We start from the raw sequence: 22,494 nt of genomic DNA on the forward strand, positions 1-22,494 counted from the left end.
TCCGTTTTTCTTCCTGCGCATGTGTCGTACGCCGGCAGGCGTACGATATATGCAATGGAGGATGCAGTATCGTTGAGCTTCCCTACTGAGGAGATCCGCGCTCATGCCGCTTCCCAAGATGCCCACCCGGCCCGCAGCAATCCTGTCCTTCCCCTCGGGTGAACCAGCGCGCCCCGCAGCCCGCGGCAAACGTACCGAAGCCGAAGCCGAACCCCGACCGCCCTCCTCCACCGACATTCCCGACGTCCAGCCCCAGCTGGAAGGCATCCAGGCCGCGCCGGCCAAGACGGCCCGCAAGACCGCCGCCAGATCCAAGGCAGGCACCCTGCTGACGCCCGCGCCGCAGGCCGGGGCGCCCATCGTCGCGCGTGCGCCGCAGCCCGCGCCCGCGCCGGCTCCCGCCGCCACCGGCAAGGCCGTGGCCAAGCCCACGCCCAGGCGCAAGGCGAAATCGGCCGGACCGGAAGTCGCCAAGCTGTTCGTGCTGGACACGAACGTGCTGATGCACGACCCGAGCTCGCTGTTCCGCTTCGAGGAACACGACATCTTCCTGCCGATGATCACGCTGGAAGAGCTGGACAACCACAAGAAGGGCATGTCCGAAGTGGCGCGCAACGCCCGCCAGGTCAGCCGCTCGCTGGACGAGCTGGTCAGCGACATCGGCGACATGGAAGCCGGCATCCCGCTCGACAAGCTCGGCAACCGCGACGCGATGGGCCGGCTGTACCTGCAGACCACCCTGCTGTCGGCCTCGCTGCCGTCCGGCCTTCCGGCAGGCAAGGCCGACAACCAGATCCTGGGCGTGGTGCGCGCCCTGCAGGAACGCTACCCCGACCGCGAAGTCGTGCTGGTGTCCAAGGACATCAACATGCGCGTCAAGGCTCGCGCCCTGGGACTGCCGGCCGAGGACTACTTCAACGACCAGGTCCTGGAAGACTCCGACCTGCTGTATACCGGCGTGCTGCAACTGCCCGACGACTTCTGGGACAAGCACAGCAAGGGCATGGAATCCTGGCAGCAGGGCGGCAGCACCTTCTACCGCATCACCGGGCCCCTGTGCGCGCAGTTCGCCGTCAACCAGTTCGTCTATTTCGAAGGCAGCATGCCGCTGTACGCGCAGGTCAAGGAAGTCAACGGCAAGACCGCCGTGCTCCAGACCCTGCGCGAATACACCCACAGCAAGAACAGCGTCTGGGGCATCACCGCGCGCAACCGCGAGCAGAACTTCGCGCTCAACCTGCTGATGAACCCGGACTGCGACTTCATCTCGCTGCTGGGCCAGGCAGGCACCGGCAAGACGCTGCTGGCGCTGGCCGCGGGCCTGACGCAGGTGCTCGAGACCAAGCGCTACACCGAGATCATCATGACCCGCGTCACCGTGCCGGTGGGCGAAGACATCGGCTTCCTGCCGGGCACCGAGGAAGAAAAGATGCTGCCCTGGATGGGCGCGCTGGAAGACAACCTGGACGTGCTGAACATGGGCGACGGCGAAAGCGGCCATGGCGGGGACTGGGGGCGTGCCGCCACCATGGACCTCATCCGTTCGCGGGTGAAGGTCAAGTCGCTGAACTTCATGCGCGGCCGCACCTTCCTGAACAAGTTCCTGATCATCGACGAGGCGCAGAACCTCACGCCCAAGCAGATGAAGACCCTGATCACCCGTGCCGGTCCCGGCACCAAGGTGGTCTGCCTGGGCAACATCGCGCAGATCGACACGCCCTACCTGACCGAAGGCAGTTCAGGGCTGACCTACGTGGTGGACCGCTTCAAGGGCTGGCCGCATTCGGGCCACGTGACCTTGCAGCGGGGCGAGCGCTCGCGGCTGGCCGACTACGCGGCCGAGGTGCTGTGACATGCGGCGTGACCTGGACGGCGGAGCAGGCGGCGTCAGCGACGGCTACCTGCGCGCCATCTGGAGCGCGACGGGAAGCGCCACGCTTCCCGCCGGCATCGCCTGGCTCGGGACGGGCAGCCTGCCGTCCATCTTCCCGGTCACGGACCTGGCCGCCGCCTCGGTGGGCGCGGCCGGCCTGGCCATTGCCGAGCTGGTCGGGCAGCGTCACGGCAGCCTGCCCGCGGTCGCGGTCGACCGGCGGCTGACCTCGTTCTGGTTCGACACGTCGCTGCGGCCGGTGGGCTGGAAACTGCCGCCGGCGCGCGATCCCGTCACCGGCGACTACGCGGCCGCCGACGGCTGGATACGGCTGCACGCCAATGCGCCGCATCATCGCGATGCCATCCTGCGCGTGCTCGGCTGCCACGGCGGTCACGATGAGGTGGCGCGCGCGGTGGCGACATGGAATGCCCTCGATCTCGAGAACGCCATCGTCGAGGCGAAGGGCTGCGCCGCGCAGATGCGTACCCGGGAAGCCTGGGCAACCCATCCCCAAGGTGCCGCCGTGGCGGTCGAGCCGCTGCTTTGGCGCACGCCGGCACCCGCCGCCGAGGCACCCGCCTGGGCCGGCACCCCCGCCCGCCCGCTGCGCGGCATACGCGTGCTGGACCTGACCCGCATCATCGCGGGGCCCGTGGCCACGCGTTTCCTGGCGGGCTACGGCGCCGAGGTCCTGCGGCTGGATCCTCCCGCCTGGGACGAACCGGTCGCTGCCCCCGAGCTGACGCTGGGCAAGCGCTGCGGCCGCATCGACCTTCGCTCCACGGAAGGCAGGCGCCTGTTCCGCCAGTTGCTGCGCGATGCCGACGTGCTGGTGCATGGCTACCGTTCGGATGCCCTGGGCGCGTTGGGTTTCGATGCGGAGCAACGGCGCCGCATCAACCCCGGGCTGGTCGATGTGTCGCTGGACGCCTACGGATGGACCGGCCCCTGGAGAGCCCGCCGCGGGTTCGACAGCCTGGTGCAGATGAGCTGCGGCATCGCCGATGCCGGCATGCGCGAGCTGGGCCGGGACAGGCCGACTCCGCTGCCGGTCCAGGCCCTGGACCACACGACGGGCTACCTGCTCGCCACCGCGGCGATACGCGGACTGACCGAGCGCGCGCGCACAGGCTGCGGCAGCGAAGCCCGAGCCTCCCTGGCGCGCACGGCGGCCCTGCTGGTACAAGGCGTGGCGCCCGCGGACGCCGCGCCTCTTGCGCCTGAAGCCCGCGACGATTGCACCATGCCCTCGGAGATGACGGCCTGGGGGCGGGCACGGCGCGTCAAGTCGCCGCTTGCCGTGGCCGGCGCGCCCATGGCCTGGGACATACCCGCCGGCCCGCTGGGCGCCTCGCCGGCGTCGTGGCGCGCCTAAGGCCCGTTCCCGCCGAAAGCAGCCTGGCGCGGGCCGGGAATGGGTCCTAGAGTTCGATCCACTCGCGCCTGGTCGAGGCATCCGCGCGCAGGGCGGCCGGCGTCCCGGTGAACACCACGGCGCCGTGGCCCAGTACATATGCGCGATCGGCGATGTCCAGGGCGAAATCCAGCTTCTGCTCGATCAGCAGGATGGCCATGCCCTGGCGGCGCAGTTCGTCCAGGCAGGCCGCCAGCTGCGCCACCACCATCGGCGCCAGTCCCTCGGCGGGTTCGTCCACCAGCATCAGTGCCGGATCGCCCATCAGCGTGCGGCCCAGGGCCAGCATCTGCTGCTCGCCTCCCGACAGGTGCTGCGCCTGCACCCCGGCTCGTTGCGCCAGCGCGGGGAACAGCCGGTATACGTCGGCGATCGTCCAGCGCCCCGCCTTGGCGGCCTTCTGCCCCAGCACCAGATTCTGCTCGACCGTCATGCCGGGAAAGACGTCCCGGCTCTCCGGCACGTAGCCGACTCCCAGCCGCGCGATCTCGAACGTGCGCAAGCTGGCCGTCTCCCGGCCTCTCCAGAGCAGGCGGCCGCGCCGCTCGACCAGCCCCATGACCGCGCGCGCCAGGGTGGAACGTCCCGCGCCATTGCGGCCCAATAGCGCGACGATCTCGCCCGGAGCCACGCTCAGATCCACGCCTTGCAGCACGTGGGCGCGGCCGTACCAGGCATGGACGCCGCGAAGTTCCAGAAGGCCGTTCATTCCGGCTCCTGCACGATGCCGCCCAGATAGGCCTGGCGGATCGCCGGATCCGCCCGGATGTGTTCCGGGTCGCCCGTGGCAACCAACCGGCCCTGGACCATGACCGAAATGCGATCGGACAGGCCGAACACCACCCGCATGTCGTGCTCGACGATCAGCACCGTCCTCCCCTGGCACGTGCCGCGTATCAGCTCCATCATGCGCGCCGTCTCGGCCCGGCTCATCCCGGCCGTCGGCTCGTCCAGCAGGACGACGCGCGCATCGGTGGCCAGCACCATGCCCAACTCCAGGGCGCGCTGCTCGGCGTAGCTCAGTTCGCCGGCGGGCAGTTCCGCGCGCCGCGCCAGATCCAGTTGCGCCATGATCTGGTTCGCGCGCTGGGCCACGCCGCGCCCGCGATCCAGCGCACACCACCATTGATAACCCAGGCCTCCCCTGCGCATGGCGGCGCAGCGCAGATTGTCGAACACTGACATGCGGCCGAAGACGTTGGCCACCTGGAAGCTGCGCGACAAGCCCAATCGGGCCATGCGATGCGCCGGCAAGCCGGTGACGTCGCGGCCATGCAAGCGCACTCTGCCCGTCGAGGGCGGCGTCAGGCCCGATATCACGTTGAACAGGCTGGACTTGCCCGCCCCGTTGGGCCCGATCAAGGCGTGGAATTCACCCATGGGGACACGCAGGCTGACGCCGTCGAGCACCTGGACATCCCCGTAGCGCTTGCCCACGCCTTCCAGCGACAAGGCGTCGATGCCGCCCGTCTCCCGCGTCTTAGACATCGCATCGCTCCGGCGAGGGCACCGGGCGGCCTCGGCCCCGACCCAGGAACACACCCGCCGCGCCCAGCACCGCCAGCGCGCCGGCAACGCTCCACGGCAGCGGCGCGAACGGGTCCAGCATCAACCCGAACCACGGGACCGCCGCCGGCCCGCCCGCGTCGTGGACGCGGCCATAGGCCAGTTCGATCGCCAGGCTCAGCCCCGCGCATGCCGCCAGCGCCCCGAGGATCGTCCAGATCCTGGCGCCCAACCATTCCCTCGACTGGCCCCGCGCCACCAGCCGCGCCGCATCGCGCAGCCCGCCGGCCAGTCCGCCAGGCAAGACCAGCACGACCGCGGCGAAGGCGAGCCCCAGGTACAACTGCCAGGCGCCGGTGTGGCGCGACAGTTCCACCGAGAAGAACGTCACCACCACCGCGCCGGCCACCGGTCCCAGGAACAGGCCGCTGCCCCCCACCACCACCGCCAGCAGCACCATGCCCGAGCGCAGCGCCCCCAGGCCGTCGGCGCTGGCGATCTCCAGGTTGAGCGCCATCAACCCGCCCGCCACGCCGGCGAAGAAGCCCGACAGGATCAGCATGAGATAGCGGACGCGATGCGGGTCATAGCCGATGAAGGCCACGCGCTGCGGATTGTCGCGGACGGCGTTGGCAAGCTTGAGCAGCGGCGTGCGGCCCAGCGCATGGATGGCCAGCGTGCAGGCGGCCGTCCATGCGGCGGTCAGGTAATAGACGTGGACATCGGGTCCCAGGGTCCATCCCGGCCACAGGCCCGCCACGAACGCGGGGCCGGCGGTACGATCGGCCGCCAGCCCGCCCTCCCCGCCGAACCATGCCGGCAGCATGCCGGCGGCGGCATGCACCAGTTCGCCTATCGCCAGCGAAATCATCGCGAATGGCGTCCCGCCCCGGCGCGTGGTCGGATAGCCGATCAGCGCGGCGAAACCCGCGCCCGCCAGCCCGCCCGCCACGGGCAGCAGCACGGTCGGGTAGACGAACGACCCGCCGTCCATCCCGCGCAGGAGATGGATGACGGCATACCCTCCCAGTCCCGCGTAGACGGCATGCCCGAAGGACAGCATCCCGGTCTGGCCCAGCAGCAGGTTGTACGACAGCGCGAACAGCGCCATCGCGCACATCTGCGACATCAGGCCCAGTTGGAAGCCGCTGCCGAAGCACAGCGGCGCCAGCGCCAGCACCGCCAGTCCAACGGCCACGCAGGCCAGGAATGGCCTGCCGTCAGGGCGCGGACTCATGTTTCGCGCACGCCCATGAGCCCGCGCGGCCGCCATGCCAGCACCGCCACCATCAGCAGATAGGGCAATACCGGCGCCACGCGCGACAGCGGCCAATCCGCCAGCGCCCGCGCGGCGTCCGCCGCGCCCAGCCACGATGCCGGCGCGGCCAGCGACCAGGCGGACCCCACCGCCAGGGTCTGCAGCAAGCCGATCAGCAGGCTGGCCCAGAAGGCGCCCGCCAGCGATCCCAGCCCGCCCACCACCGTCACGACGAACACGATGGGCCCCAGCGCCTGCGCCATGCCCGGTTCGGTCACGAACACGCTGCCGCCTATCGCGCCAGCCATGCCGGCCAGCAGGCAGCCGGCGCCGAACACCAGCATGAACACACGGGGCACGTCGTGCCCCAGCGCCTGCGCCATGTCGGGATGACTGAGCGCCGCGCGAACGACCAGGCCGGTCCGGGTACGGGTCAGGCCCCACCACAATCCCGCCAGCATCAGGCCCGCGGCCAGCGCGACCACCAGGCGATGCACGGGAAAAGCGTGCCCGCCCAGGCTGAACAGGGGCTCGCCCCAGGCGGCCGGCATGCGGTAGGGCACGGCGGAGCGGCCCCAGGCCAGTTGCACCAGTTCGGCGATGATCATGGCGAGCGCGAAGGTGAACAGCAACTCCGCCACGTGCCCCCGGCCGCGCAAGCGGCGCAGCGCCAGCCGCTCGACCGCCGCGCCCGCCAGCCCCACCAGCACGGGCGCGATGAACAGGGCCACCCAGAATGCCGCGCCCGTGGCCAGCGCCGGCGACAACGCGCCGGCCACGGCGTGGGCCGCATAGGCCCCCAGCATGTAGAAACTCGCATGCGCGAAGTTGATGATGCCCATCATGCTGAAGATCAGCGTCAGTCCGGACGAAAGCATGAAAAGCAACAGCCCATAACTGAGACCGTTCAGCAGCGAAACGATGAGCCCGTCCAAGCAATACTCCGAGCGGCGCGCGAGGGAAAGGGAAACATGGAAACGACGGCAAATAGGTTAACCTTGATTGATACCCGGCGTGAGGCCGGACCGCCAATCACCGTTCCAACGTCGTGAAGCTCGCCAGCACTCTCCAGTCCCTGCGTACCGACAACTCGTTCGCCGCCCTGCCGGACGCGTTCTATTCACGGGTGTCGCCCCAGCCCCTGGACGACCCCTGGCTGGTGCATGCCAACCCCGAGGCCGCCGCCCTGATCGGCCTCGCTCCCGAGGCCCTGGCCACGCCCGAGTTCCTGTCCGTGTTCGCGGGCGCCCGCCCGCTGCCTGGCGGAGCGCCGCTGGCCGCCGTCTACAGCGGCCATCAATTCGGCGTATGGGCCGGACAACTGGGCGACGGCCGCGCGCTGCTGCTGGGCGAAGTGGCCGGCCCCGACGGCAACTGGGAACTGCAGCTCAAGGGATCGGGCCTGACCCCGTATTCGCGCATGGGCGACGGCAAGGCCGTGCTGCGCTCATCCGTGCGCGAGTATCTCGCCTCGGAAGCCATGCACGGCCTGGGCATCCCGACCACGCGCGCATTGGCGCTGGTCGCCTCCGACGATCCGGTCATCCGCGAGACCGTCGAGACGGCCGCCATCGTCACCCGCATGTCGCCCAGCTTCGTGCGCTTCGGCTCGTTCGAACACTGGGCCAGCCGTCAGCGGCCCGACCTGCTGCGCGTCCTGGCCGACTACGTGATCGACCGCTTCTATCCCGACTGCCGGCCGGCCCCGACCGGCGTCGCCGACACGGAGGCCGGCCCCTACCTGCGGCTGCTGGCCGCGGTCACGCGCAAGACCGCCACGCTGATGGCGGACTGGCAGGCCGTGGGCTTCTGCCATGGCGTCATGAACACCGACAACATGTCCATCCTGGGGCTGACGCTGGACTATGGCCCCTATGGATTCATGGACGGCTTCGACGCCCACCACGTCTGCAATCATTCCGACACGGCCGGACGCTACGCGTGGGACGCCCAGCCCGCCGTCGGGCACTGGAACCTGTACCGCCTGGCCGGCGCGCTGATGCCGCTGGTGCAGGACGAGGACGCGCTGCGCGCCGTGCTGGCCGGCTACGAAGGCGCCTTCCTGGCCGCCTTCCACGACAGGATGGCCGCCAAGCTCGGCCTGGCGCAATGGCAGGCCGGCGACGAGGAACTGCTGAACGGCCTGTGGTCCGTCATGCACCAGAACCGCGCCGACTTCACCTTGAGCTTCCGGCGCCTGGCCGCCGTGGCCAGCGCCGGCGACACCCCGCCGGCCCCGGGCATCGAGACCTTCGAGGACCTGTATGCCGACCGCGAAGCCGCCCGCGCCTGGCTCGCCACCTATCGCGCCCGCCTCGCGCAGGACGGGCGGGCCGATGCCGAACGCGCGGCGGCCATGAACCGCGTCAATCCGCTGTACGTGCTGCGCAACCACCTGGCCGAGCTGGCGATCCGCGCCGCGAAGGAACGGGACTCCGGCGAGATCGACCGCCTGATGCGGCTCTTGCGCGATCCCTATACCGAACGCCCCGGCCATGAAAGCTATGCCCGCGTGCCGCCCGACTGGGCGGGCGCACTGCAAGTCAGTTGTTCTTCATGAGGTAGACCATGTCCGACCGGCCCAAAGTCACGAAATCCGATGCCGAATGGCGCACCCTGCTCACGCCCATGCAATACGCCGTGGCACGCGAGAAGGCGACCGAGCGCGCGTTCACCGGCCAGTACTGGGATCATCGCGAGCCCGGCATCTACCGCTGCGTGGCCTGCGGCACGCCGCTGTTCGCCTCGGACACCAAGTTCGACTCGGCCTGCGGCTGGCCCAGTTATTTCGCCCCGCTCGACCCCGATAACGTGCGCGAGGAACTCGACACCACCCATGGCATGGTCCGCACCGAGATCCTGTGCAACGTCTGCGACGCCCACCTGGGACACGTCTTCGAGGACGGCCCGCCGCCGACAGGCCTGCGTTATTGCATCAATTCGGTCTCGCTGAAGTTCGAACCGCTGTAGCCCCCCACGCCCTTCGGGCGCCCCCTCAAGGGGGCGATGCGGGCGGACCGGCAAAGCCGGATCCACCGCATCCTGGATCTTGGTAGGCCGGGTTAAGCTGGGGCTGTAGGGTGAACGGTGGGGTGGTTTTCTTGTCCCACTCGGGTGCATTTTTTTCTCGACGATTCGATGAAATTACTTTTTGATCTTTTCCCGCTGGTTCTTTTCTTCGCCGCATACAAGTTCGCCGACATCTATGTCGCGACGGGCGTGGCCATGGCGGCCAGCGTGCTGCAGATCGTCTGGCTGCTGGTGCGGCGCAGGAAGATCGAGCCCATGCACTGGATCAACCTGGCCATCATCGTGGTGTTCGGCGGCGCGACGCTGTTCCTGCACGACGAGGTCTTCATCAAGTGGAAGCCCACGGTGCTCTACTGGCTGTTCGCGGCGGTGCTGGGTGGCGGCCAGTGGCTGTTCAAGCGCAATTTCCTTCGCAGCATGCTGGGCGCGCAGATCCAGTTGCCCGAGGCGGTCTGGAGCCGGCTCAACCTTGCCTGGGTGACGTTCTTCGCGGCGGTAGGCGGCCTGAACCTGTACGTCGCCTACAACTGGCCCACCGAAACCTGGGTCAGCTTCAAGGTCTTCGGCATCTTCGGACTGCTGCTGGTGTTCGTCGTTCTGCAATCGCTCTATCTCGGCCGCCACATGAAGCCCGCCCAGGAAGCCTCCACCGCGGACATCGCCAAGCGCGAAACCGACGCCGGGGCCGAACGTTCATGAACGCCGACCGCATCGCGGGGATCCGGCAGCGCCTGCAGGCCCTCGACCCCATCACCCTGGACGTGCAGGACGAATCCCACCTGCATGCCGGGCATGCCGGCGCGGCCGGCGGCGCCGGACACTTCCGGCTACGCATTGTTTCGCCCCGTTTCGCCGGGCTCAACCGGGTAGCCAGGCATAGGCTGGTGTATGATCGATTGGCAGACTTGATGCCGGCGCACATCCACGCGCTGGCGCTCCAGGCGCTGACACCAGAAGAAGATTCCGCACCAACCTCTTGAGCCCGGTCTTTTCAACCGACCTCACTCCCCCTCTACCTTCAAGGACTTCCATACATGAAGCGTGTTTTGATGATGGCTGCCGCGCTGACCCTGGCCGCTCCGGTTTTTGCGCAGAATGCCGCCGTGGTCAACGGCAAGGCCATCCCCTCGTCGCGCGTGGACCAATTCGTCAAGCTGCTGACCAAGCAGGGCCAGCCCGACTCCCCCCAGTTGCGCGAGCAGATCCGGGAAGAACTGATCAACCGTGAAATCTTCCTGCAGGAAGCCGACAAGCGCGGCGTCGCCAAGCAGCCCGAAGTCCAGGCCGAAATCGACCTGACCCGCCAGAGCGTGCTGATCCGCGGCCTGTTCAACGACTTCCTGGCCAAGAACCCGGTCTCGCCGCAGGACATCCAGGCCGAGTACGACCGCGTCAAGAGCGCCCAGGGCGACAAGGAATACCAGGCCCGCCACATCCTGGTCGAAAGCGAGGCCCAGGCCAAGGACATCATCTCCCAGCTGAAGAAGGGAGCGAAGTTCGAGGACCTCGCCAAGCAATCCAAGGACCCCGGCTCGGCCGCCAACGGCGGCAGCCTGGACTGGGCGCCCTCCAGCACCTACGTCAAGCCGTTCGCCGACGCGCTGGCCGCGCTGCAGAAGGGCCAGACCACGGAAGCGCCGGTGCAGACCCAGTTCGGCTGGCACGTGATTCGCCTGGACGACGTGCGCCCGGTCCAATTCCCGCCGCTGGAGCAACTCCGCCCCCAAATCGAGGAATCCCTGCGCCAGACCAAGCTGCGTGATTTCCAGACCAGCCTGCGCGAAAAGGCCAAGATTCAATAAGCTTGTTGGATTCAACCAACAAAAAACGTTGTCCCGATAATTAAATTTTCAACAATCAGGGTTTCCCTGGGTTGAACCTGATGCCCCGTAAAACAGCCCCTTGCCGGCCTGAGTTACGGGGCGTTTTTCTTGCTCAACCCTCCAGCAGAACTGGCGATTCGCGGGTTCACTCCGCCCTGGGGTTGCAATTAGGTAACAAAACCTTAGAGCAAAGCACAACACATTTTTATTGCAAGGGAATTAACTATTGGCACTCCATGGGCTTTCTGGTGAAATTCTTCGAGATTTCTTCACAGCAAAGTACATCGCGTAGAAATCGTAAGCAAGACGGGGGGCTTGTCTTGGGGGAAAGCGGCAGCAATGCTGTCTTCCGACTCGTCCCTTCGGCTTATCGAGTTACTCACTCCGCTGGAGACCTATTTAAATGAAGAAGACCCTTCTTGCCGCCGCGCTGCTGGCTGGCTTCGCAGGTGCCGCTCAAGCGCAAAGCAACGTCACGCTGTACGGTTTGGTTGACGCTGGTTTCAACTACACCAAGCTCGAAGGCAACAAGAGCAAGACCGGCATCGACAGCGGCCTGCAGAGCCAGTCGCGCTGGGGTATCCGTGGTTCGGAAGACATCGGCGGTGGTCTGAAGGCCATTTTCACCCTGGAAAACGGCTTCAGCATCGATAACGGTCAACAACTCAACGGCGGCCCCGCTCCTGGTGAAAGCGCCGGCCGTCTGTTCGGCCGTTATGCCTTCGTCGGCCTCGAAAGCGCCTCCGCTGGCCGCCTGACTCTGGGCCGTACCACCAACCTGGCCTTCATGTGGGCTGCCGGCATCGTCAACCCCTTCGGCCTGAGCTTCAGCAGCGCTACCGTCGGCTCCACCTTCGCGTACAACGACGCGGATCTGGGCCTGGGTCGTGTCAACAACTCGGCCTACTACTACTCGCCTAGCTTCTCGGGCTTCCAAGGCGCGATCGGCTACAGCTTCCAATCCAATGCCAACGGCGAAGTCGCTGGCAACAAGAACAACGACCGCCTGATCGACCTGGGTTTGAAATATGACAACGGCCCCCTGAAGGCTGTGATCACGTATCAGTACCTGAACCCGTCGCAAGCCTCTGCCAACAACGGCAAGCTCAAGAACCTGACGCTGGGTGCCAACTACGACTTCGGCGTCGTAGCTGTCTACGCTGGCTATAACAACGTCAAGGGCATCCGTACCCTGACCAACTACAATGGCTCCATCGGTGCTACGTCTGCGGACTTCACCAAGGACAACGCCTACACGATCGGTCTGAGCGCTCCTCTGGGACCCGGCAAGGCTTACGCTGCCTACCAGAAAGCCACCAAGTCGAAGACCGACAACTGGGCCATCGGCTACACCTACGACCTGTCGAAGCGTACCAACCTGTACGCCTTCTTCGTCGACGGCAACGTGCGTGACTTCGCCGCCAAGAAGGACCTGAGCAACCGCCAGTTCGCTCTGGGCCTGCAACACCGCTTCTAAGCACGTGATACCGGTCTGACCGGTATCACGGGGCTTCCGCCCTCGTGCGAACAAGCAAGAACCCCGCCTTGTGCGGGGTTCTTTTTTGCCTGTCCGATTCTGACCAGTTCCTTTCGAACCCTTTCATATTGCCAAATGTAACGCTCTTCCCCCTCTTGTTGCGCGAACAGCGACAAGTCCAATTGATTTAGACAGAATCGCAACACCGCCGAATATCGCACCAGATTTATCAGTTGGCACCCTTAATCCTTTCTGGTGAAATTTCTTCAGATTTCTTCGCAGCCTAAGCAGCACCGCCTGGAAATCGGGATCAAGACGGCGGCTGTACGCCGAAGACACTGGCCCCGCCAGCGCCGCCGGAACACCAGCCAACTTGTCGAAATGTTTTTCAGCTGGAGACCAAGTAATGAAGAAAACCCTACTCGCGACTGCCCTGCTGGCCGGTTTTGCAGGCGCCGCGCATGCACAGAGTTCCGTGACGCTGTATGGCCTGGTCGATGCAGGCTTCGACTACCGCAAGGTGGACGGCAAGACCGTCAAGGGTATCGACAGCGGCCTGATGAGCCAGTCCCGCTTCGGGATGCGTGGTTCAGAAGACTTGGGTAACGGCCTGAAGGCCATCTTCACCCTGGAAAACGGTTTCAACGTTGACAATGGCACTCAGACACACGACCGCCTGTTTGGTCGCTATGCCTACGTCGGCCTCGAAAGCAACAGCATGGGCCGCCTGACTCTGGGCCGCACGACCAACCTGGCCTTCATGTGGGCCGCCGGCGTCGCCAACCCGTTCGGCCTGAACTTCAGCACCGCCAGCATCGGCAGCACCTTCGCCTACAATGACGCAGTGATGGGCGGAGGTCGGGTCAACAACTCCGTCTACTACTACAGCCCGTCGTTCTACGGCATCCAAGCCGCCGTGGGTTACAGCTTCAACGCATTCTCGCAAGTTCCGGGCGCAGGTCCTGCAGGCGAAGGGGAAGCTGCGGAAAGCGGCAAGAACAACCGCCTGATCGACGCCGGCCTGAAATACGACAACGGCCCGATCAAGGGCGTGCTGACCTACCAGCAAGTGGAATCGCCGCTGCCCGGCACCAAGACCTTCCGCAACCTGACCGTGGGCGCATCGTACGACTTCGGCGTCGCGGCCATCCACGCCGGCTACGCCAAGGCCAATAACATTACCGGCGCCTACCTGAACGGGTACAACAACGTCGTCGCCACGGGCGGCCAATTCTCCAGCGACAGTGCCTATACCATCGGCGCGAGCGCCCCGATCGGTCCCGGAAGGCTCTACGCCGCTTGGCAGAAAGCCACCAAGTCCAAGGTCGACGGCTGGGCGCTTGGCTATACCTACGACCTGTCCAAGCGCACCAACCTGTATGCGTTCTTCGCCGACAACGACGTGCGCAACTTCGACCAGAACCGCGACATGACCTATCGCCAACTGGGCGTCGGCCTGCAACACCGCTTCTAAGAAAAAGGGCCGCAAGGCGGCCCCCATGCCGGCAGCTCAGGCTGCCAGCCCTCGCACCCCGGGCCCTGCCCGGGGTTTTTATTTGCCTCGTTGGCTCAAGCGGTCCAACGGCGCGCGTTGCGGAACATGCGCATCCACGGCGAGAACTCGCCGCCGCTGTCGCGTTCGCCCCACGAGGCAGGACTCCACGACATCTGCACGTTGCGGAACACCCGCTCGGGGTGCGGCATCAGGGCGGTGAAGCGGCCGTCCGCCGTGGTGACGCCGGCCAGGCCGCCGGCGCTGCCGTTGGGGTTGTAGGGATAGACCTCGGTCGGCTTGCCGGCGTGATCGACGAAACGCATGGCGGCCAGCGCCGCGTCGGCCCTGCCCTGCTGCGAGAAGTCGGCATAGCCTTCGCCGTGGGAAACGGCGATGGGCATGCGCGAGCCGGCCATCCCGTCGAAGAAGATGGACGGCGACTCGGGGATCTCGACCAGCGAGAAGCGGGCCTCGAACTTTTCCGAGCGGTTGCGCGTGAAGCGCGGCCAGTCCTGGGCGCCCGGGATCATGGGGGCCAGCGCAGCCAGCATCTGGCAGCCGTTGCACACGCCCAGCGCGAAGGTGTCGCCGCGGCCGAAGTAGGCCGCGAACATGTCGGCCAGCACCGCGTTGTACTGGATGGTCTTGGCCCAGCCCTCGCCGGCGCCCAGCACGTCGCCGTAGCTGAAGCCGCCGACGGCGACCAGCCCCTTGAAGCTGGACAGGTCGATGCGTCCGCTCAGCAGGTCGGTCATGTGCACGTCCCAGGACTCGAAGCCGGCGCGGTCGAAGGCATAGGCCATCTCGACCTGGCTGTTGCAGCCCTGTTCGCGCAGGATGGCCATGCGCGGGCGCGCGCCGGTGGCGATCATGGGGGCGGCGATGTCTTCCTGCGGGTCGAAATCGACCTTGGGCGACAGGCCGGGATTGGCGACGTCGTCCCACAGGTCGAATTCGGCCTGCGCGCAGTCGGGGTTGTCGCGCAGCGCCATGATGCGGCGGCTGACCTCGCTCCAGGCCTTGCCGAGTTCGGCGCGCGGCTTGCCCCAGATCCTGCGGGCGTCGCGGTAGAACTCGATCTCGTCGCGGCCGTTGGGTTCGCCGATCACGTGCGAGTGGGCCGACAGTCCGGCGCCGCGCAGTACTTCCATCACCGCGTCGCGGCTGGCGGCGGGCACCTGGATGACGGCCCCCGCCTCTTCGGAGAACAACGCCTTGATCGTCAGTTCGTCGCGCTGCACGGCGACCTGTTCCGGCCGGATCTTGAAATCGCCCCAGTCCGACGCATACGGATCCAGGGTAAGCATGTCCAGGTTGATCGACAGGCCGGTATGGCCGGCAAAGGCCATTTCGCACAGCGTGGCGAACAATCCGCCGTCGGAACGGTCGTGGTAGGCCAGGATCACGCCGCTGTCGGCCAGGGTGCGGATCGCGGCGAAGAAGGCGCGCAGGTCGTCGGGGGCATCGATGTCGGGCGCCTGCTGGCCGACCTGGCCGATGACCTGGGCCAGCACGGAACCGCCCAGGCGGTGCTTGCCGCGCCCCAGATCGACCAGGATCAGGGTCGTGTCGCCCTGGTCGGTGCGCAGTTGCGGAGTCAGGGTCTTGCGTACGTCGTCCACCGGCGCGAAGGCGGTAACGATGAGCGACACCGGCGCCACCACGCGGCGCGGTTCGCCGTTCTCGTCCCAGGCCGTGCGCATGGACAGCGAATCCTTGCCCACGGGGATGGACAGCCCGACGCGCCGGCACAGTTCGCTGACCGCGCTGACGGTGTCGTACAGCGCCGCGTCCTGGCCGGGCTCGCCGCAGGCGGCCATCCAGTTGGCGGACATCTTGACGTCTTCGATGCGGACCACGGAGGCCGCCACCAGGTTGGTGATGGCTTCGGCCACGGCCATGCGGCCCGAGGCCGGGGCGTCGATGACGGCCAGCGGAGTGCGTTCGCCCATGGCCATGGCTTCGCCGCGCGTGCCGCTGTAGTCGGCCAGCGTGACCGCGCAGTCGGCCACCGGCACCTGCCACGGGCCGACCATCTGGTCGCGCGAGGACAGGCCGCCCACGGTCCGGTCGCCGATGGTGATCAGGAAGGTCTTGTTGGCGACCGTGGGGTGGCGCAGCACGCGCAGGGCCACGTCGTCCAGGTCCAGGCCGACCACGTCCATCGGCTCGCCCGCGCCCGGCAGGCGCGCGACGTCGCGCTCCATGCGGGGCGGCTTGCCCAGGATGACGTCGACCGGCACGTCCACCGGGCGCGAAGTCCGGGCCCAGTCGGCCGCGGCCACGTCGCCCGCCGAGAAACCCTCGCCGTCGACCACGCGCAACTGGCGCTGCTCGGTGGCCACGCCCACGACGGCGTAGGGGCAGCGCTCGCGGCGCGCCAGCGCATCGAAGCGCTCGAGGTCCTGCGGCAGGATGGCCAGCACATAGCGCTCCTGCGATTCGTTGCACCAGATCTCGGCCGGCGACAGGCCCGATTCCTCGAGCTGGACGTTGCGCAGGTCGAATATGGCGCCGCGCCCGGCGCCGTCAACCAGTTCGGGGAAGGCATTCGAGAGGCCGCCCGCGCCCACGTCGTGGATGGACTGGATGGGGTTGTCGGTCCCGAGCTGCCAGCAGCGGTCGATGACTTCCTGCGCGCGGCGCTCGATCTCGGGATTGCCGCGCTGGACGGAGTCGAAATCGAGGTCGGCGGTGTTGCTGCCCACGCCCATGCTGGAGGCGGCGCCGCCGCCCATGCCTATGCGCATGCCGGGTCCGCCCAGCTGGATCAGCAGCGAGCCGGGCGGCAGATCGTTCTTGTGTGTCAGGCCGTCGTCGATGCTGCCCAGGCCGCCGGCGATCATGATGGGCTTGTGGTAGCCCCAGCGCACGCCGCCCGCGGTCTGCTCGAAGGTCCGGAAATAGCCCAGCAGGTTGGGCCGGCCGAATTCGTTGTTGAACGCCGCCCCGCCCAGGGGGCCTTCGATCATGATGGACAGGGGCGAGGCGATGCGGTCGGGCGCGCCGTGGCCATCGTGTTCCCAGGGCTCGATGGCATCGTCGAAACGCAGGTGCGATACCGTGAAACCGGTCAGGCCCGCCTTGGGCTTGGAGCCGCGGCCGGTCGCGCCTTCGTCGCGGATCTCGCCGCCCGCGCCGGTCGAGGCGCCGGGGAAAGGCGAGATGGCCGTGGGATGGTTGTGCGTCTCGACCTTCATCAGGGTGTGCACGATCGCGTCGCGGCGTCCGTACACCTGGCCTTCGGTGCCAGGCTGCACATGAAAGCGCTCCGCCCGGCCCCCGGCCATGACGGCGGCGTTGTCGGAATACGCCACTACGGTGCCTTCCGGCTGCGCCTTGTGCGTGGCGCGGATCATGCCGAACAGCGTCTCGGACTGCGGCTGGCCGTCGATGATCCATTGGGCATTGAAGATCTTGTGGCGGCAATGCTCGCTGTTGGCCTGGGCGAACATCATCAGTTCCACGTCGGTCGGATTCCGTCCCAGGCCGTTGAAGGCCTCGACCAGGTAATCGATCTCGTCGTCGGACAGCGCCAGCCCCATGCTGCGGTTGGCCGCCACCAGGGCGGGAGCGCCTTCTGCCAGCAGGGGCACGGTCTGCATGGGCTTGCCGGCCAGGGTAGCGAACAGCGGCGCGCCGTCGAAGGCGCCGTCGACCACCGTCTCGGTCATGCGGTCGTGCAAGGCGCCGGCCAGCGCGGCCAGGTCGTCCGCCGAGAACGATTTGGCGCCCCCCAGCAGGCCCCGTTTAGGGACCACCGTGTAGGCGACTGCGCGCTCTATCCTGCGGACCTGCGCCAGCCCGCAATTGTGCGCGATGTCGGTGGCCTTGCTGGCCCAGGGCGAGACAGTGCCCAGGCGCGGCACGACCAGCAGTTCCAGCCCCTGCTGGGGCTCGGGGGCCGGATCGCCGTAGCGCAGCAGGCCCTCCAGGCGCTGGCGGTCGTCCGCGGCCAGGTCGCCCTCCACGGCGACGAAATGCACGAACCGGGCCGAGACATCGGCCACCGAGGCATTCAGGGCCTGGAGTCGGCGCAACAGCCGGTCGCGGCGGAACGAGGAAAGGGCAAGGGGGCCGGAGAGGCGCAGGATGGAGGCCACGATAAGCGAGCTGGAAGCGGAGGAAATGAGGGGGAAAACGCGAGGGAAGCGCGTGACTAGCCGTGATTTTACTTCGTACCGGGGGATCGGGAAAAACCACGAGCGAATACCCGCCCTCCCCGCTTAAAATCCGGTGCCCGTTCCCCGGAATGCCCTCGCGCTCCGGCGGGAAAACGGGCTCGACCAGAAGAAGCGACCAGACCCCATGCGTGTGATTGTGATCGGTGCCGGCATCATCGGTGTGTGCACCGCCTATTGGCTCAACCGGCACGGCATGCAGGTAACCGTGGTGGACCGCCGCAGCGGCGTCGCCCAGGAATCGAGCTTCGGCAACGCGGGCATCCTGGCCGCCGACTACGCGGCCCCATGGGCCGCCCCGGGCATGCCCGGCCGCGTGCTGGCCCATCTGTTCAAGAGCGAGGCGCCGGTGGCGCTGCGCGCCTCGCTGGACCCCGCCCTGTGGAAGTGGCTGGTGAAGTGGCTGGGCCAGTGCCGGGCGGAGCGCTATGCCGCCAACAAGCGCGTCATGCAGCGCGTGGCCCGCTACAGCCGCGTCCAGCTGGCCGCGCTGCGCGAGGAATACGGCTTCGAATACGAGCGCCGGATCGGCTACCTGCAACTGCTGCGCACGCCGCGCGACGTGGAAGCGGCGCAGGCCACCCTCCAGGTCCTCCGGGAAAGCGGCATCGCCCACCAGTTGCTGGGCGCCGAAGAAGCCGTCGCGATGGACGTCCACCTGCAGGACGCGGTCCACGTCGGCACGCCGCTGGCGGGCGCCATCCACTATCCCGACGACGAATCGGGCAACTGCCCGCTGTTCGCCCGCCTGCTGGCGGCCGAATGCGAACGGGGCGGCGTCGAGTTCCTGTTCAACACCGTCGCCCAGCCCGTGCAGGACGCCGGCGGCATCGTCGCCGGCGTGCGCCTGCAGGACGGCCGCACGCTGCCCGCGCAGGCGGTCGTCGTGGCCTCGGGCAGCGACGCCGGGGATTGGCTGGCCCGGCTGGGCGTGCGCGTGCCGATCTACCCGGTGCGAGGCTATGCCGCCAACCTTCCCCTGCGCAACGACGTCATCGGCCCGCGGCGCGCCTTCGTGGACGAGACCTATCGCGTGACGGTGACGCCGCTCGGCCAGCGCCTGCGCATCGCCGGCACGGCCGAGCTGGGCGCGCGCGGTCCGGCCCTGCGCGACAAGGCCTTGCGCACCCTGGTCAGGACGGCCCAGGACTGGATGCCCGGCATGCTGGATTTCTCGCGCGCGACCTGGTGGGCCGGCACCCGGCCGATGACGCCGGACGGCCCGCCCATACTCGGCCCGACCCGGCTGCCCGGCCTGTACCTGAACGTCGGCCACGGCTCGCAGGGATGGAGCATGGCGGCGGGCACGGGGCGCATCGTCGCCGACCTGGTCGCCGGCCGGACGCCGGAGATAGACCTGGACGGGTTGGACATCGGCCGCTACGCGCGCAAGAATTAGCGCATGGACCCACACCCGCACCGGCTGCTGCGCACCCCCGCCATCAGGCTGATCGAACGCGAGGCGCAGGCCGCGCTGCCGCCCCACACCCTGATGCGGCGGGCCGCCGGCGCGGCTGCCGCGCTCATCGCCGAGCGCTGGCCCGGCCATTCGGTCGACCTGCTGTGCGGTCCCGGCAACAACGGCGGCGACGGCCTCATGCTGGCCGCGCTGCTGCACCAGGCCGGCCGCCGGGTCCGCGTTTGGGCGCTGCCGGCCGGCAGGCGGCCGGCCGATGCCGAACAAGCCTGGCAGGAATTGCCCGCCGGCCTGTTGCAGGCCGGCGAACCCGATGCCCGCGATCTGCCCGATCCATCGCGCACGCTGATCGTCGACGCCCTGTTCGGCATCGGCCTCTCACGCCCCCTGCCCGAATCCGCGCAGCGGTGGACGGCCTGGGCGGCGCGGCAGGGATCGCCGATCCTGGCGCTGGATGCGCCCAGCGGGCTCGATACCGACACCGGGGACGCGCAGCCGGGTGCCATCGTCGCCCACCATACCCTGACCTTCATCGCCGACAAGCCCGGACTCCACACGCGTGCCGGCCGCGACCATGCCGGCACGGTCAGCGTCGCCGACCTGGAACTGGAAAGCGGCATCGGCCGCCATGCCGGGCTGCCCCATGGCGGCCTGCTCGTGCGGCAAGCCGACTGCCCGGCGCTGTTCCGCCCCCGGCCGCAGGACAGCCACAAAGGCAGCTTCGGCACGCTGGCCATCCTGGCCGGCGCGCCCGGCATGACCGGGGCGGCCTTGCTGGCAGCCCGCGCGGCCTTGTACGGCGGGGCCGGCAAGATCCTGGTCGGGCTGGCCGAGGCGGCACCGCCCGCGCTGCCCTGCGACCCATGGCATCCCGAGCTCATGCTGCGCGACGCCGACGGGCTGCTGGATCATGCGGCGCGACTGGGCGTCGGCGGCTGGGTCGCGGGCTGCGGCCTGGGCACCGATGCCGGCGCCGAGCGCTGGCTTGGCCGCCTGCTGGCCGAGGCGCCCGCCTCGGCCCCCCTGGTGCTGGACGCCGACGCGCTGGTCCTGCTGGGCACGCTGCCCGACCTGGCGCGCGGCCTGGCGGCCCGGGGCGGCCCCGCGATCCTGACCCCTCATCCGCGCGAAGCGGCGCGCATGCTGGGCATCTCGACCGACGAGGTGCAGGCGGACCGCATCGAGGCCGCCCGCGAGCTGGCCGCGCGCTACCGCGCCTGGGTGGTCCTGAAGGGGGCCGGCAGCATCGTGTGCGGGCCGCATGGCGCCTGGAGCGTCAATGCCAGCGGCAATGCCGGGCTGGCCACCGCCGGTACCGGCGACGTGCTGGCCGGCATGCTGGGCGCGCTGCTGGCGCAGGGGCTGGAAGCCGACGAGGCGGCACGGGCCGGCGTGTGGCTGCACGGCGCCGCCGCCGACAGCCTCGTGGCCCGCGGCATCGGCCCCATCGGCCTGACGGCCAGCGAGATCGCGCCGGCCGCGCGCGACCTGCGCAATCGCGGCGGCCACTGATCCCTCGCCGCGGGCGCCCGGTTCAGGAAACGTCGCCGGCCGAATCGTGCACCAGGCGCCCGCCCGCCACCACCAGCTGGCGCGCGCAGCGCTGCGCCAGCTTGGCATCGTGCGTCACCAGCAGCAGGGTCGTGCCCCGCTCGCGGTGCAGTTCGAACATCAGGTCGATGACGGCCTCGCCGGTGGCCGAATCCAGGCTGCCCGTGGGTTCGTCGGCGAACAGCAGCTCCGGCTCCACCACGAAGGCACGCGCCAGGGACACCCGCTGCTGCTCTCCTCCCGACAAGGTGCGCGGATAGTGGCGCAGGCGCGCGCCCAGCCCCACGCGTTCCAGCATGGCCGTGGCGGCGGCGCGCGCATCGCGGCCCGCCAATTCCAGCGGCAGCATGACGTTCTCCAGGGCGGTCAGGTGGGGCAGCAGCTGGAACGACTGGAACACGAAGCCCACGTGGCGCGCCCGCAGGCTGGCGCGCTGGTCCTCGTCCAGCGCGAACAGGTCGCGGCCGGCCAGGTGCACCGATCCGGAGGTCGGCACGTCCAGCCCGGCCAGCAGGCCGAGCAGCGTGGACTTGCCCGATCCCGAACTCCCCGTGATGGCCACGGTCTCTCCGAAGGCCACCGTAAAATCGACCGCATCGAGAATGGCGAGCTCGCCGCTCGAATCGGCCACCCGCCTGGTCAACGATCGTACGGCGATGGCGGGCTGCGCGGCAGGCGTGGCCGCGGACTGGCTCGCGGCGGATCGGGTCGGTCCCGTCATGATTGGATCGCTGAAAGAAAGGAAAGACATGATAAAGCCTCGCTCGTCGCAGCCGCTCCGGGACACCGCCCGTACTGCGCACGGCGCCGCCCGGCGCCTGTTCGCGGGCACGCTGTGCGCGGCCGCGCTATGCGGCCTGGCGCCAGCCGCCCTGGCACAGACCGCCGCCCCCGCCGCGAGTTCCTCGCCCGCCCTGCTGGTGCTGGGCGACAGTCTGTCGGCGGAGTACGGCCTGCCGCGCGGATCGGGATGGGTGGCGCTGCTCGAGGCCCGCCTGCGCGAGCGCAAGCTCGACTATCGCGTGGTCAACGCCAGCATCAGCGGCGACACCACCAGCGGCGGCGTCAGCAGGCTGCCGGCGCTGCTCGCGCGCCATCGGCCGAGCGTGGTCGTGATCGAGCTGGGCTCGAACGACGCGCTGCGCGGGCTGTCCCTGCAGATGACCGAGCAGAACCTGAACAAGATGGTGCAGGCGTCGCGCCAGGCTGGCGCGCGCGTATTGCTGGTGGGCATGCAGATCCCGCCCAACTATGGCCGCGACTACACGCAGCGCTTCCAGCAATTGTTCGCCAAGGTCGCCAAGGAGCAGCAGGCGGCGCTGCTGCCCTTCCTGCTGGACGGCGTCGCCCAGCACATCGAACTGTTCCAGCCCGATCGCCTGCACCCCACGGCACAGGCGCAGCCGCGCCTGCTGGACAATGTCTGGTCGCGCCTGGAACCGCTGCTGGGCACCGGCAAGTCCTGA

The 22,494-nt window shown here is 68.4% G+C and carries 18 protein-coding genes; 12 read left to right on the forward strand and 6 right to left on the reverse strand.

The window, feature by feature from the left end; translation table 11 throughout:
* Positions 1-103: 103 nt before the first annotated feature.
* Positions 104-1,852 (forward strand): PhoH family protein, encoded by a 1,749-nt coding sequence (locus R4823_RS15890; RefSeq protein WP_132978729.1) that lies wholly within the window; start codon positions 104-106, stop codon positions 1,850-1,852.
* A gap of 1 nt (position 1,853) precedes the next feature.
* Positions 1,854-3,251: a CoA transferase gene (locus R4823_RS15895; RefSeq protein WP_087840637.1), complete on the forward strand. Its 1,398-nt coding sequence runs from the start codon at positions 1,854-1,856 to the stop codon at positions 3,249-3,251.
* Between the two features lie 46 nt (positions 3,252-3,297).
* Here the strand turns inward: R4823_RS15895 and R4823_RS15900 are convergent, their stop codons facing one another.
* The 4 genes from R4823_RS15900 to R4823_RS15915 are packed head-to-tail and all read right to left on the reverse strand — an operon-like array spanning position 3,298 to position 6,989.
* Positions 3,298-3,999 (reverse strand): ABC transporter ATP-binding protein, encoded by a 702-nt coding sequence (locus R4823_RS15900; RefSeq protein WP_087840636.1) that lies wholly within the window; start codon positions 3,997-3,999, stop codon positions 3,298-3,300.
* The gene (locus R4823_RS15905; RefSeq protein ID WP_087840635.1) at positions 3,996-4,778 is read right to left on the reverse strand and encodes an ABC transporter ATP-binding protein; all 783 of its coding nucleotides are present in this window, start codon (positions 4,776-4,778) and stop codon (positions 3,996-3,998) included. The genes R4823_RS15900 and R4823_RS15905 overlap by 4 nt, the downstream gene beginning before the upstream one ends.
* Entirely contained in the window at positions 4,771-6,033 is a 1,263-nt protein-coding gene (locus R4823_RS15910; RefSeq protein WP_087840634.1) for a branched-chain amino acid ABC transporter permease, read from the reverse strand. The genes R4823_RS15905 and R4823_RS15910 overlap by 8 nt, the downstream gene beginning before the upstream one ends.
* Positions 6,030-6,989, reverse strand: a complete 960-nt coding sequence (locus tag R4823_RS15915) for a branched-chain amino acid ABC transporter permease (protein ID WP_087840633.1) — start codon at positions 6,987-6,989, stop codon at positions 6,030-6,032. The genes R4823_RS15910 and R4823_RS15915 overlap by 4 nt, the downstream gene beginning before the upstream one ends.
* Positions 6,990-7,102: 113 nt before the next feature.
* On the opposite strand from R4823_RS15915, the gene R4823_RS15920 reads away from it, so the two are divergent.
* The 7 genes from R4823_RS15920 (at position 7,103) to R4823_RS15950 (ending at position 13,858) form a co-directional block, all read left to right on the forward strand.
* Positions 7,103-8,614, forward strand: coding sequence for a YdiU family protein (locus tag R4823_RS15920; protein WP_087840632.1), 1,512 nt, complete (start codon positions 7,103-7,105; stop codon positions 8,612-8,614).
* Positions 8,615-8,622: 8 nt separating this feature from the next.
* Positions 8,623-9,024, forward strand: a complete 402-nt coding sequence (msrB, locus tag R4823_RS15925; RefSeq protein ID WP_087840631.1) for a peptide-methionine (R)-S-oxide reductase MsrB — start codon at positions 8,623-8,625, stop codon at positions 9,022-9,024.
* 168 nt (positions 9,025-9,192) lie between these two features.
* Complete coding sequence (locus R4823_RS15930) at positions 9,193-9,783, forward strand: septation protein A (protein ID WP_087840630.1); 591 nt, start codon at positions 9,193-9,195, stop codon at positions 9,781-9,783.
* Complete coding sequence (locus R4823_RS15935; protein ID WP_087840629.1) at positions 9,780-10,064, forward strand: BolA family protein; 285 nt, start codon at positions 9,780-9,782, stop codon at positions 10,062-10,064. The genes R4823_RS15930 and R4823_RS15935 overlap by 4 nt, the downstream gene beginning before the upstream one ends.
* 54 nt (positions 10,065-10,118) lie before the next feature.
* Entirely contained in the window at positions 10,119-10,886 is a 768-nt protein-coding gene (locus R4823_RS15940; RefSeq protein WP_087840628.1) for a peptidylprolyl isomerase, read from the forward strand.
* Positions 10,887-11,310: 424 nt separating this feature from the next.
* Positions 11,311-12,384, forward strand: a complete 1,074-nt coding sequence (locus R4823_RS15945) for a porin (RefSeq protein WP_087840627.1) — start codon at positions 11,311-11,313, stop codon at positions 12,382-12,384.
* Between the two features lie 406 nt (positions 12,385-12,790).
* A complete protein-coding gene (locus R4823_RS15950; RefSeq protein WP_087840626.1) occupies positions 12,791-13,858 on the forward strand; it encodes a porin in 1,068 nt (355 codons plus the stop codon).
* A 95-nt stretch (positions 13,859-13,953) separates the two neighbouring features.
* Here R4823_RS15950 and purL read toward each other — a convergent pair whose 3' ends face one another.
* Entirely contained in the window at positions 13,954-17,982 is a 4,029-nt protein-coding gene (purL, locus tag R4823_RS15955; protein WP_132978728.1) for a phosphoribosylformylglycinamidine synthase, read from the reverse strand.
* A 133-nt stretch (positions 17,983-18,115) separates the two neighbouring features.
* Between purL and R4823_RS15960 the strand changes: the two genes are divergently transcribed.
* Positions 18,116-19,459, forward strand: a complete 1,344-nt coding sequence (locus R4823_RS15960; protein WP_338615398.1) for a D-amino acid dehydrogenase — start codon at positions 18,116-18,118, stop codon at positions 19,457-19,459.
* 3 nt (positions 19,460-19,462) lie between these two features.
* Positions 19,463-20,989, forward strand: a complete 1,527-nt coding sequence (locus tag R4823_RS15965; protein WP_132978727.1) for an NAD(P)H-hydrate dehydratase — start codon at positions 19,463-19,465, stop codon at positions 20,987-20,989.
* 22 nt (positions 20,990-21,011) lie between these two features.
* On the opposite strand, the gene R4823_RS15970 is transcribed toward R4823_RS15965, so the two are convergent.
* Positions 21,012-21,749: an ABC transporter ATP-binding protein gene (locus R4823_RS15970; RefSeq protein WP_087840661.1), complete on the reverse strand. Its 738-nt coding sequence runs from the start codon at positions 21,747-21,749 to the stop codon at positions 21,012-21,014.
* 28 nt (positions 21,750-21,777) lie between these two features.
* Here R4823_RS15970 and R4823_RS15975 point away from each other — a divergent pair, with 28 nt between their 5' ends.
* Positions 21,778-22,494, forward strand: a complete 717-nt coding sequence (locus R4823_RS15975) for an arylesterase (RefSeq protein WP_087840622.1) — start codon at positions 21,778-21,780, stop codon at positions 22,492-22,494.

The sequence above is a fragment of the Pigmentiphaga sp. CHJ604 genome (assembly GCF_036972535.1).
GTDB lineage: Bacteria > Pseudomonadota > Gammaproteobacteria > Burkholderiales > Burkholderiaceae_B > Pigmentiphaga > Pigmentiphaga daeguensis.

Coding starts and splice junctions, on each gene's coding strand:
- R4823_RS15905 (WP_087840635.1), bottom strand. CDS start 4,778: ATGTCTAAGACGCGGGAGACGGGCGGCATCGACGCCTTGTCGCTGGAA.
- R4823_RS15975 (WP_087840622.1), top strand. CDS start 21,778: ATGATAAAGCCTCGCTCGTCGCAGCCGCTCCGGGACACCGCCCGTACT.
- R4823_RS15950 (WP_087840626.1), top strand. CDS start 12,791: ATGAAGAAAACCCTACTCGCGACTGCCCTGCTGGCCGGTTTTGCAGGC.
- R4823_RS15935 (WP_087840629.1), top strand. CDS start 9,780: ATGAACGCCGACCGCATCGCGGGGATCCGGCAGCGCCTGCAGGCCCTC.
- R4823_RS15930 (WP_087840630.1), top strand. CDS start 9,193: ATGAAATTACTTTTTGATCTTTTCCCGCTGGTTCTTTTCTTCGCCGCA.
- R4823_RS15945 (WP_087840627.1), top strand. CDS start 11,311: ATGAAGAAGACCCTTCTTGCCGCCGCGCTGCTGGCTGGCTTCGCAGGT.
- R4823_RS15965 (WP_132978727.1), top strand. CDS start 19,463: ATGGACCCACACCCGCACCGGCTGCTGCGCACCCCCGCCATCAGGCTG.
- R4823_RS15970 (WP_087840661.1), bottom strand. CDS start 21,749: ATGACGGGACCGACCCGATCCGCCGCGAGCCAGTCCGCGGCCACGCCT.
- R4823_RS15940 (WP_087840628.1), top strand. CDS start 10,119: ATGAAGCGTGTTTTGATGATGGCTGCCGCGCTGACCCTGGCCGCTCCG.
- R4823_RS15890 (WP_132978729.1), top strand. CDS start 104: ATGCCGCTTCCCAAGATGCCCACCCGGCCCGCAGCAATCCTGTCCTTC.
- R4823_RS15900 (WP_087840636.1), bottom strand. CDS start 3,999: ATGAACGGCCTTCTGGAACTTCGCGGCGTCCATGCCTGGTACGGCCGC.
- R4823_RS15895 (WP_087840637.1), top strand. CDS start 1,854: ATGCGGCGTGACCTGGACGGCGGAGCAGGCGGCGTCAGCGACGGCTAC.
- msrB (WP_087840631.1), top strand. CDS start 8,623: ATGTCCGACCGGCCCAAAGTCACGAAATCCGATGCCGAATGGCGCACC.
- R4823_RS15910 (WP_087840634.1), bottom strand. CDS start 6,033: ATGAGTCCGCGCCCTGACGGCAGGCCATTCCTGGCCTGCGTGGCCGTT.